This is a genomic window from Patescibacteria group bacterium (assembly GCA_034660655.1).
Classification (GTDB): Bacteria; Patescibacteriota; Patescibacteriia; order JAACEG01; family JAACEG01; genus JAACEG01.
The window spans coordinates 1-11,862 of the sequence record JAYEJU010000009.1 but is presented as its reverse complement, the minus strand read 5'-3'; the positions used below and the strand labels follow the sequence as shown (position 1 = coordinate 11,862).

Genomic DNA, 11,862 nt, shown 5'->3' with positions numbered 1-11,862 from the left:
AAGTATTCACAACCATTGCGTTAATGTTCATTTTGCAAAGCTCGCTGTTCCCAAGAGATTTAATATATCCGCGCGTGGCGTCTGGCATAAAAAAAGGGGTGCTGATAGCGCCTCTTTTTGTAATTATTCTTCCTTTTCTAGCTTTTGAATATTTAGATTTTTTTAATATTTTAAACATATTTTTCAAATTCAAAACTCAAAGTTCAAAACTTAAAACTACAACTAAAAATACAAGATATTTTAGCATATAAACATTTGAGTCATTGGTCATTAATCCGTTAATTCGTTAATCAATTAATTCATAATTAATAATTGATCATTAATCATTGAAAATTGATTGGAAATTAGAAATTGAAAATTGAAAATTAATTTTATTCAACTAATCCACGGCCGCTTACGATTGGATCATTTTCTAAGTCAGTTGTTAGCGCTTTATGTTCTACTGAAATAGAAGAATCGGTTTCGCTGTCAATTGCCGTTAAAATTGTTTTGTTTAATAAAACTAAAATTTTATTTAAATCATCTTCTTTCGGAGTTATGCCAATTTCAAAATCTAATTGAGAAATATTTTTTGTAGCTGACAGCTCGTTTATTTCCCAAATAATTTCTTTATTTTCTTCATTATATTTTAATTCTCCAACGCTTTGGTTAAACCTATCAGTCCATTCCACATAATCAGGCAATATTGTTTTTATTTTAATTTCTTTTACTTCGTTTAGACTGTTATTAATTTCCCAGAAAATTCTGTATTTTGTTGTTTTTCCTACCTTTGGAGGCAATGGCCCTGAACCAAGCGCTATGTTATCTTCATTAAAATATTGGACTTGCGCGTTTAAAACAATATTAGTATTTATGCTCGCGATTATTTCATTACTTTCTACGGACATTTGAAATTCTGTTTCATCAACTTTGCCGATTATTATTTCTGCTACGCTTTTTATTTTTAAATTTCCATTATCAGAATCAATTTTTTCTAAAATATCAGACAGCTGTTTTAAATTAATTGAAAAATCAAGAACGCCTTCTTCTTCTGCTGAAAAAGAACTTAATTTAAGTATGTTATCGCTTGTCCATAAAATTTCCTTATCATCAATGCTGACGTTTCCGTCATTTTCATCTTTCAAGCTTTGCCAATCTATCAAATCAATGCTATTATCGCCAAAATAAGGCTGAATTTTTATTTTTAATTGAACATTTTTAAAATCTTTTTCTCCTTTGTTTTCGTAGATTATGGAATAATTCAGGCTATCTCCCAAATTAACGGCCTGTTTTTCGCTTGAACCGTTTAAAATCAGATCAAGTCTCACGTCTTTGTCGATCGCTTGTGCTATTAAAAAATTTTCGGCAATTAAATTATAATCATTATTAATATCGCCAATTTCTACCCTTACGATTATTTTTTGTTCGTCTTCTATTTTACCTGAAAATACGCCATTGATTGTGAATTCTTTTTCCGCTCCTTTATTGAACGTTCCAATTCCCCAAACATTATATTTCGCGCCAAAATCAACTTCGTCCATGTTCGTGTTTTCATCAGGTTCAATCCCGAATTTTTTAGCTAAAAAATTTTCTGGATAAACAACTAATAATCGCAAATTCTGAATATCTTCATCAGAGCTGTTTTTAACTTTTATTAAATATTCTGAATCTTTATTTAATAAAATTTGTTCAGCGCCTGATATTTTAACATCAATTGCCGTTGAATCTATAAGAACACTAGAGTTGGCAAGTTCTTGAAAATTTGACGAAAAGTTCATTGGCTCATAAGAAAGCGAAGCCAATAAATTTTTTTCTTCATTTTCAACGCCAATTAATCGACCTTGAATTTCTATCTCTTTTTTAGCAAACGGTTCAATATCCGGCAAATTAAAAAGATTGTCGTAATTTTGCTCTTTATCAATGGATGAATATTCAAAAATAAATCCTTCTGGATAACTTAACAGCAATTGCAGTTTAGACATTTTTACCTTGTCTTGATTTTCATATTTTATTTTATATGTTATTTTTTCGCCAGAAGAAGCTGTTTTAGGCGCGTCTATGCTTAAAACCATTCCATTTGTTTTTTCATTTTTTGTTTCTTCAGCTTGCGGACGGTTGAATATTACATATACGATAATACAAAAAAATAGAATAATAAAAAGGCAGGAAAAAAATGTTTTAAAAAATGTAGCAACTCTGTTTTTTGGATTTTTTTCCAAATATTCCATTCCACCGTCTTCTTCATTATAATCGCCGTAAATTTCCGACAAATCGCTCTTAATTTCCTTGCTCTGAAAATTTATTTCATCATCATTTTCTTTTGTTGTTTTTTTTCTATTGAATTTAAGCATAATTTTATTTTAAAATAATTTTGTTTAGTTTAAAAATTTTTCAATAACCAATTCCATGCTGGAATTAAAGTGATAATTTTGTTATCCTCTTTTATTATTTTTTCTTGATTATAGGTAATAATTGTTCCTTTTTTTAATTTATAAGCTTCCATTGCTTCTTTTAGTCCATTAAATTCTCTTGTTTGATTTTGATCATTTATTTCATAACAAACTTGGATTGCTTCTTTAATTTTTAATCCATCTTTAATTACAAAATCGCATTCGTATTTATTATTATGATAAAAACATTCTTTTTTTCTTCTTTTAAGATTAATAAATACTAAATTTTCCAAATAACGACCGTTATTTTTAGAAAAACTAAAACCAATTTGATTTATTAATCCGTTATCTGCGCAATAAATTTTCCGTTTATTAATATTTTGTTTTTTTAAAGAAAAATCATACTTTCTTAATTCATCAAATAAATAAGATTCTTTCAAATATTCAATATATTCTTTAACTGTACTTTCGTGAATACCTAAGCTTTTAGCAATATTATTATAACTAAAAAAACAAGTGATGTTAGTTATTAAAAAATAAGCGATTTGTTTTAAATTAAAAGAATCCCTAATTTTATTATTATCAATTACATCTTTTAATAAAATAGTCTGATAATAAATTTTTAAAATATTTTTATTATTATCAATTATCATTTCTGGGAAACCGCCCTGTTTTAAATATTTATTAAATAAAGCGATTAATTTATTCTTTATTAAAAAAATATCAACATCTTTTTTATAATAATCTTGCTTATAAAATTTTAAAAATTCCTTAAAAGAAAATGGTTGATTAAAATGGCTGAAATATCTGCCTGAAAGACGGGAAATATATTGGCTTTCCAACAATTTAGAATTTGACCCTGTAATAAATATTTTTTTAAATATTTTTTGGTCATATTTTGCCTTGACCCATTTCTCCCATAATTCTATATTCTGGACTTCGTCTAAAAATAAATATTTAATTTTAGATTGAGTTATTATTTCAGCTACATTAATAATCTCATCTAATTTCTGGACATTTTTATAAAAAGGAATAAAATTCGGATCATCAAAATTTATAAATAAAATTTCTTTTGGATCAGCTTTCCCTTTTTGAATAAGCTTTTGAATTAAAATGTTAAAAATAGTGGATTTTCCGCTTCTTCTAACGCCTGTAATAACTTCTATAAAATTAGATTTAATTCTAAAATCTTTTATTATATCTCTTGTGATATATTCTTCTTGTTTTTTTTTATTACTCCAATATGAATTTTGCTCTAAAATAGTATTTTTTAATTCCATATTATAATGTTTAAAAAACTAATATTCCACCTATTATAATAGGTAATTTCATTATAACAAAATTTATGCCACTGTCAAGCTCATATTATTTTCTGTTAAGTTTTTTATAAATATCAAATTGCTATTTTTGCGGAAAAATTTGTTTAAATTTTTCTTGTTTCTGCTTTTGTTGTATTTTTTTATTTTCTAATTCTAATCGCAATTCTTCAACACTTTTGTTTATCATATTATCTAAAGTCTCTTCGCTATATTTCTTTTGCTCTAAATACACAGTAAATCCCATAACTATAAAAGTTATAGTTGCTGATATTATAAAACCAACAGGCAAACTCCATTTTTTACCTTTTTTAAAAATAATCCAACCTACCCAAACGACTAAAAAAATAATAAAAGGAGGCATCACTCCTTTATAAAGATCCCAAACTATATCATATTTTATCATTTTAAAAATTAAATAAGGCAAAATTGGAGCTCCACCAATAACAAGAGCTACCCAAAAATTAAGATCTTTTAATGGATTATATTTTTTATTAAAATTATTATTTATATTTTTATCATTTTTTCTATTGAATTTAAGCATAATTTTATCCGAATTTTTAAATTATAAAATTCACCTTTTTGAAAAACGAAAATTTATTTTACTTCAAAAATACTCCCTAAAAGCGTATCTTTATCTAAAACAGCTGAAAACGAATTTAAAGAAGCGTTATTGCTCCAAATATTTTTCCAATTATCAGGAACATTTAATTTATAATTAAAATCTGAATCAATTCCCGCCTGTTTTTGGATTAAGACGATATAAGCTCTTAAGTCTTCATCCAAATTCGCGCCTTCTTTATGAAATAAAAAGTATTTTTGCATTAATTCAAATTTTTTATCTCTTTCAACAATAGCTTTTTGAATTTTAAAAGGGAGTTTATATTTTATTTTGATAATAGCAGTTTCACCAACATCTATCATAGACCAATTCGCGAAAACTGTTTTTCCAAATTGATTATAAATTCTAACAGCGCTTTTTTTGTCAATTTGAAATCCATGATCCATCATTGCCAAGTCTTCGTCAATATCAAGCTGTCTGTCAGGCTTGTTAAAATATTTTTTTTCAGGCTGTTTAAACCCTGAGGCAGAAATAATTTGCGAGCCTTCTGGCACATAAATTCTCATCCAATCAACATTGCGAACTCTTTGAAAATAATCTTGGCTGTCGCCATTATGTTCGCGTTTTATTGTAAGCTGATTGATTACTGAACCATCTTCTTGGATAACGCTATCTAAATTTATACTTTGAGATATTACGCTGTCTGTTTTTCCTCCCGCAATATTAGAGTTAACAACCATTAAATAATCACCGTCAGATTGCTTTATTTCCCCGCTTAAGCCATACTTTTTCGCAAGATTCTGCAACTTCGCGTTATTAAAATATAACTGCAAATCTTTGCTTTTAATTGTTTTGTCTAAAATAGCCATAACATCAGACAAACCGTTTTTTATATTTAAATCCTCTGATTGATTTAATAATTTATCAAACAGTTTTACTGACAAATCAGCAATAAACTTTTTTGGCTTATATTCTTTATTTTTCCTCAATTCAATATTATATTCTGTTGCCCACATAAAATTATCAGCGGAAATAATTTCATCATATTCTTTCATTATAATTGGTCCTGTAATTTTCAAAAGTTCAATAATTATCTGTGGATTCAAAGCAATTACTCCATCAACAGTTGGTCCTTGGCTATTTTCGTAAAACCACATCATTTTTTTTGCTGAGGTTGGAAAATCAGGCCACCAATTAGCGTCATGAAATTGCCACAAAGGTGAAATCAGATAAAGAGGTTCTGGGGCGCTAACGCTTTTTAAAAGCCCTCCCTGTAAGTCATAGCTTCCTCCTTCTGGAATTTCTATTTTTTCAATTTTACCTCCATTAATGTCAACCATCGCGAAACTTCCAATAAATCCGCCTGTGGCGCGCAATTCATAATTATTTTGAAAAATAATTAAATAGCGTTTAAAATTTTCCTTGCCTAAAAATTCTAATGAAAAATCTAAAAATTCATTAAAATTATCCAAGCAGGAAATTAAAATAGGCAAAAATTCTTTTATCTCAGCAAGCTGTTTTTTTTCTTGCTCAGGCAAAACATTAAAATTTACTGAATCAAGGTTTGATTTTGCCTTTTTTAGCTCTTCTGTTGCTAAAAATATATTATTTTTTGCCAATTCAATTTTTTTTATTAAGTTTTTTTCTAAATTATAAGCTGGCAAAATTGCGTCATTGATAGAAATTTCGTTATTTTTTTGTAAATTTTCTTGTTCTTGGGCTGTTTCTAAAATTTTATTTATGTAAATAGCTGACATTGCGATATTTTCTCCAAAACATATTAATTTTTTTCCAGAAGAAACGCCTCCTTTGTCAATCGGAACATGCTCTAAAATTTTTATAACAATTGAATTAATATCTTCTAAATTTTGCCGGGCGTTGCTAAAATTTAATAAAGATTCATAAAAATGACAGTCAGCATTTTTTAAATTATTTTGCAAAATAGATTTTCCTCCTAATTTTAATTCATTCAAAGCTGTTGTTGCATTGCCCAAAACAAGTCCTTTGTTATATGAATTAGCATTGTATAAAAAGAGCGCCTCAAAAGGCAGAAGCAAGGCAAAACAGATTATCGCGAAAAAAGCTAAAGAATTTTTCCAGTTTAATGGAAAAGAAAATTTGAATATTTCTGGCAAGCGTCCTTTTCCTAATTTTGAAAAATCAATAAAAAAATTTTCCAAAGCGCGAAAAAAAGTATAAAAAGGAAAAAATAAAATTTTCCAAAATCCGATCTTGTCTTCTAAATAAATGTTGTTTGAGCTAGTATATTTTTTTAAAAAATTTTGTTTGATTGCTTTTGTTTTTGGCGTTTTATTTATTAAAAATTCTTTATTAAAAAAATTATATTTTTTATTTGAATATTTATTTTTTTCAGAGCTATCAATGTTGGCTTTATTTTTAATAATTTTTTTTATTTCTATCGTGTTTTTATCTTTAAAATTTATCAGTCTCAAAGATTTAGAAAAAACAGAAAGATCATAATTGATCTTTATTTCTTCATTAACGCTTGGCGCAAAATATATTTTTTCATTATGAAGCGATAAAAATTGGCTTTTATTTGTTAATTCTTTGCTATTTTTTAAAAAATCAAGATTTTTAATTGATAAGGCAAAAAGATTGTCAAATTTTTTTTCAGAAGAAATAATTAAATCAGAAGCCGGCTTGCTTCTTTGCTTTTTGTTTTTTGTTAAATTTTTTTTAATTATTTTTTTAGTTTTAATTTTTTTATTAGAAATTTTTTTCTTTGCTGTTTTTTTAGGCTTAACTGTTGTTTTCTTAACTTTGCTTATCAATTTTTTTACGCTTTTTTTATTTGGCTTGGCTTGTTTTTTTTTAATAGCAACAGACGCTAAAATTTTTTTCTTTTTAGCTTTTTGAACCTTTGGCTTGTTGGTTTTCTTTTTTTGAACAGTTTTCTTGACTGCTTTTTTTATTATTGGTTGTTTTTTCTTTTTTAACATATTTAAAATAAAAAAATCCCCTCTTAACAAATTCATTATATTACATTTTAAACTTTTACGCAAAAAGCTCTGTTGATAAATTCGCAAGTTTTTTCAGCAGTTTTTTGCCAACTGAATTTTTTTGCGTTTTCTATCCCTTTGTTTTTCAAATCATCGCGTAATTCATTATTATTTAAAATTTGAATTATTGCCTGCTCTAATTCTTTCGCGTTGAATGGGTCTATTATAATCGCTGAATTGCCAATTATTTCTGGAAGAGAAGAAGAATAACTCGCGATAACAGGCGTTCCTGCCGCCATTGCTTCCAGAGGAGGAATTCCAAATCCTTCATAGTAAGAAGGATAAACAAAAATATCAGCTAAATTATACAGTATTTTTTTTTCTTTTTTATGGATATAGCCTGTAAAAATCACTCTGTCTCGCAAATTCAGCTGTTTTACTGTTTTATAAATATTTTTGTATTTCCACAATTTTCCTCCAACAATAATCAAGCCAATATCTTGCTTGATTTTGCTATACGCTTTAATTAAGCTTTCAATGTTTTTCCGCGCTTCTAAATTGCCTAAATATAGTATAAACTTTTTTGGCAGATTATATTTTTTTCTAATTTTCAAAATATTTGATACTTGATGTTTAATGTTTGATGCTTGATTAATTCCCGAATAAATAACCTGTATTTTTTTGTCAGGAATATTATATAATTTTTGAATATCTGTTTTTGTGTTTTTTGAAACAGCAATAATTTTGCTGCTTTTTTTTATTATTTTTTTAAAATTTGCCAGTTTATGCCAAATTCGCGCTTTTAAATTATAAAATTCTGGAAATTTTTTAAAGCTTAAATCATGAACAGTTATAATAAGCTTGCAATTTCGCGACAAAGAAATAAAATTTATGTTTGGCAAAAAAAATAAATCAATTTTTTCATTTTTTAATAGATGAGCAAATTTTTTATTTATTATTTCGTCTATTTTCGGAAAACCAAACAATAATAAGCTTAAATTTAATATTTTATTTGGATAACTAAATCCGCAATAAAAAACATTATGATAGCTAAATTTTGGCAATCTGTTTTTTATTCCTTTTTTAGCGCTGTTGTAGAATAAAAAATATTGATTTTTTTGATCTTTAATAAAAAGTTCTGACAAAAGCCGATAAGTGTGTTCTCCTATGCCAGAATAATTTTTATCCATTAAACAACGAATGTCAATTGCTATATTCATAAAAATAATTTAAAAATTTTCGCATAGCTTCTTTTTTAATTGGATGAACTTGATTTAATACATCTTTAATATTAGCCCATTTCCAATTAGAAAATTCATATTTTGAAATATTTATGTCGCTGTTATCTCCTCTGAATTCAGCAATTATAAGCCCTTGCTTCTGCCCTTTATAATTTTTAATAAAATGTTTTTTCCTTTTTTTATTAAATTTATATTTATAAACATTTTCAAAGATAGCTTTTATAGCGAATTTGCCTGTTCCTATCTCTTCTTTTAGCTCGCGAAAGCCGGCTGTTTTTAAGTCTTCGCCCTCAGTTCCGCCTTGCGGAATTTGCCAATGATTTTTCTCATTTTTTCTTTCAGCTAAAAAAATTTTAACATTATCATTATCTTTTTTATATAAAAAACAAGCTACATTTTCGCGGTAAAAAAATGGGTTGATAAATTTTTCTTTTAAAACAAGATAAGAAAATAAAAATACAGAATTAAAAATTCGTTTTAATCTTCCGAATTTTTTTATAGGCTTTTTGACAGGATGCTTGATTAAGCGCCAAAGCCACTCAATTCCTATGGCTTTTATAAATTTAGGCGCCCGTTTTGTTTTTTTAGTTAAAAAGTCAAAAGTTCCGCCAACGCCTAAGGCTAATTTGACAGACGGAATTTTAGATAAATTTCTACTTATCAATTTTTCTTGATAAGGAGCGCCAAGTCCGACTAACATTATTTTTGGATTAAATTCATTAATTTTTTCAAAATTCAGGGCAGGGGAATTGCGTTGAGTCTCTTGAATTATAAATTTTAAATTAGGATACTTTTTCTTTAATTCATAAGATATTTCTCTGGAATTTGACAATCCTTTATCCCAAATTAGAATGAAAATTTTCTGATTATTTTGCGACGCGTAATTTAAAATATCATTTGTCAAATCCGCTCCGCAAGTTCGTTTTTTAATTATTGGCGGAAAAAGAAAAGAGGCAAGAATTACTCCAAAGCCGTCAGCTAAAGATAAATCAGCGTTGTTTAAAATGTGAAAAAATTTTTCGTCTTTTTGCGCCATTATTAAAAATTCAGGATTAACAGTCGTGAAATAATTTTGTTTGTCAGAACCCAAGCTCTCACCTAACTTATCCACAGCCTCTTTTTTGCTGATATTATTTATTTTTACGCCTAAAATTTTAGTTTCTTTCATAAAAAATTTATCATTTTATTTTGAAAGGGTATTTCTTATTTTATAATTTGTAAATTGAAAATTGAAAATTGATTGAAAATTGAAAATTAGAAATTGAAAATTGATTTATAAGTATTCTACCATATTTTATAAAAACGCAAAAAAAAATCCACCCTTGTTATCGGGTGGATGTGAACCTGTTTTTATTCCTCCTCTTAAATATTTATTCAATTAAAGATCGCAATCCCCTCCTTAGTAAAGGGCGAGCGTAATCTGGATGTGCTTCATTCCAAATCGACAAACAATTGTCGTTGAATAAGCAGTTTCCGGCTTTCTGGGTTTCAAGAAAAAAATCATCTTCATTCTCTTCTGCCCTATCATCCTGAAAATCAGGATAAAAAATAAGATCAGAAAAAATAAAATCAGTATGAAAAAATAACCAAATATACAATTCTTCCATCTTTTTCTCATCTCTCCACAACCATGCTCTCTTGCACATTACAATCTCCTTTTTTGTTGAGGTTAAAAGTGTATTTCTTTTAAAAAAATAATAGCATTTTTTTGCATTTTTGTCAAATAAAAAATAAGGAACGCGCAAAATAAGCGTTCCTTATTAGTAAGTTAATTCACACAAATATTATATTTTAAATTTTAATCTTGCTTAAATGTATCTCCTTGCTCGTCTTGTTTTGGCTCATCTGTTTCTTTTTCGCCTCTGATGCGATAATTTTCATAAGCTAAATAAGCAATAATTAACAAAAGTATCACAATCAGCCACCACCAATCAGACCAGCATTTACATTTTGAGTCTGTTGAAGTCGAACAGTCTTCAGTATAACACGGCAATGCTTCGCCTTTTACTTCGCCGTTTTCATCTTTTGGCTGTTCGTCTTTTACATCATCATCTTTTTCGCCTTCAGCTAAGGCTATATGCGTATTTGTTTCGCCTAAAACATCGCCCTCTGAAATTTGGACACCTGAACCAATAACGCCAGTATCTTCTTGTTTAACTGGTTCAGCTGGCTCTATTGTCTTTGGTTCAGTAGTGTCTTTGTCATCATCGATCCCCTGCTCTGGCTGGTCTTCTTCTTGATCAGGAGTTGTTTCTTCTTCCTCTTCTTCAATAACTTCTTCTTCAGGGGGAGTTTCTTTTTGCTGTGTGGTAATTGATATTTCTTCTCCATACACAGCTGGTGAAGCTGCTGAAATAGGTCTAAAATAATATTTTGTGTTTGCTGAAAGTCCGTCTATTATTACAGTATGAAAAGTAACTTTTTCTAAATCTTCTATTGTAGAATTAGAATATCCTAAATTAGGCCAAGGACCTAATTTTGATGAATCAACTGGAGATGGGCCATAAACAACTCGGCTTGTTGCTGGTTTGTTTGTATGCCAAGTAATAACAACGCTAATTGTTTCTGGAGGTGTTCCGCCGTCTTTTTCTATTACTTCAGTATGGATATAAAGAGTGGTTGCTCCGCCGCCACCGCCGCCTCCGCCTCCATTGTTACAAGCTCCGCAGTCTTCTGGACAAGATGAACATATTTCTCCGTTATTACATTCTCCGTCGCCACAATAAGGATTATATTCGTCATCATCGTCAGGACCGCTGCATCCTGAATCTGCCATATCTGTAAGTCCGTCTCCATCATTATCTATTCCGTCTGAACATTGAGGTGTATCATAATTTAAAAAATAAATAATAGGGACTGGGTTTGATTGATCAACATTTACAGTAATAGAACCATCATTTTCAAAAACTCCGTTTCCTGTGTTATATCCAGGTATGCCAGTCGCTTCCCATCCAGCTATTACTTCTTCAGTTACATTATATTCACCGTATGCCATATCTTCAATTATAATACAGCCGTTTTCGCCAGCTTGATATTCAACATTGCTGATATAAAATTTCCAAAGAGGATCTGTTACTACTGGCTCTCCTTCCTCAAAAATACCATTATTGTTTAAATCTTCTTGCTTGCAGATAGTTAATGTGCCAGATGTATCACAAGCATCGCCTATTCCATCGCTATCAGTATCTGTTTGGTCTGGGTTATAAGTATTAGGACAATTATCAACATCATCACAAATTCCGTCTTGATCGTCATCAGCGCAAACACCGCTACAACCATTTATCGCTTTAGGAGTTCCGCCAGCTACATCACTGTTATACCAATTATTATCAGAACATCGCTCCATAGGATGTTTTGGCACTATCTTGTCTCCAGCAGGCCATTCGTTGCTTGCGTCTACTTCGTCAACTAAAG

General features: G+C 28.8%; 8 protein-coding genes. All 8 read right to left on the bottom strand.

Features of this window, described 5'->3' with window-relative positions; genetic code table 11:
* Positions 1-371: 371 nt before the first annotated feature.
* Positions 372-2,330: a hypothetical protein gene (locus tag U9O55_00445; protein ID MEA2088302.1), complete on the bottom strand. Its 1,959-nt coding sequence runs from the start codon at positions 2,328-2,330 to the stop codon at positions 372-374.
* A 29-nt stretch (positions 2,331-2,359) separates the two neighbouring features.
* Positions 2,360-3,649, bottom strand: coding sequence for an ATP-binding protein (locus U9O55_00440; protein ID MEA2088301.1), 1,290 nt, complete (start codon positions 3,647-3,649; stop codon positions 2,360-2,362).
* Between the two features lie 121 nt (positions 3,650-3,770).
* Positions 3,771-4,229, bottom strand: coding sequence for a hypothetical protein (locus U9O55_00435; GenBank protein MEA2088300.1), 459 nt, complete (start codon positions 4,227-4,229; stop codon positions 3,771-3,773).
* Positions 4,230-4,282: 53 nt separating this feature from the next.
* The gene (locus U9O55_00430; protein MEA2088299.1) at positions 4,283-7,207 is read right to left on the bottom strand and encodes a DUF4012 domain-containing protein; all 2,925 of its coding nucleotides are present in this window, start codon (positions 7,205-7,207) and stop codon (positions 4,283-4,285) included.
* A gap of 47 nt (positions 7,208-7,254) precedes the next feature.
* The gene (locus U9O55_00425; protein MEA2088298.1) at positions 7,255-8,427 is read right to left on the bottom strand and encodes a glycosyltransferase family 1 protein; all 1,173 of its coding nucleotides are present in this window, start codon (positions 8,425-8,427) and stop codon (positions 7,255-7,257) included.
* Positions 8,411-9,616, bottom strand: coding sequence for a WecB/TagA/CpsF family glycosyltransferase (locus U9O55_00420; protein ID MEA2088297.1), 1,206 nt, complete (start codon positions 9,614-9,616; stop codon positions 8,411-8,413). Before U9O55_00420 ends, U9O55_00425 begins: the two co-directional genes overlap by 17 nt.
* Positions 9,617-9,818: 202 nt before the next feature.
* Positions 9,819-10,094, bottom strand: coding sequence for a hypothetical protein (locus tag U9O55_00415; GenBank protein ID MEA2088296.1), 276 nt, complete (start codon positions 10,092-10,094; stop codon positions 9,819-9,821).
* 152 nt (positions 10,095-10,246) lie between these two features.
* A partial coding sequence (locus U9O55_00410) for a fibronectin type III domain-containing protein (GenBank protein ID MEA2088295.1) occupies positions 10,247-11,862 on the bottom strand: 1,616 nt, incomplete at its 5' end.

Coding starts and splice junctions, on each gene's coding strand:
- U9O55_00420 (MEA2088297.1), bottom strand. CDS start 9,616: ATGAAAGAAACTAAAATTTTAGGCGTAAAAATAAATAATATCAGCAAA.
- U9O55_00435 (MEA2088300.1), bottom strand. CDS start 4,229: ATGCTTAAATTCAATAGAAAAAATGATAAAAATATAAATAATAATTTT.
- U9O55_00430 (MEA2088299.1), bottom strand. CDS start 7,207: ATGTTAAAAAAGAAAAAACAACCAATAATAAAAAAAGCAGTCAAGAAA.
- U9O55_00425 (MEA2088298.1), bottom strand. CDS start 8,427: ATGAATATAGCAATTGACATTCGTTGTTTAATGGATAAAAATTATTCT.
- U9O55_00440 (MEA2088301.1), bottom strand. CDS start 3,649: ATGGAATTAAAAAATACTATTTTAGAGCAAAATTCATATTGGAGTAAT.
- U9O55_00445 (MEA2088302.1), bottom strand. CDS start 2,330: ATGCTTAAATTCAATAGAAAAAAAACAACAAAAGAAAATGATGATGAA.
- U9O55_00415 (MEA2088296.1), bottom strand. CDS start 10,094: ATGTGCAAGAGAGCATGGTTGTGGAGAGATGAGAAAAAGATGGAAGAA.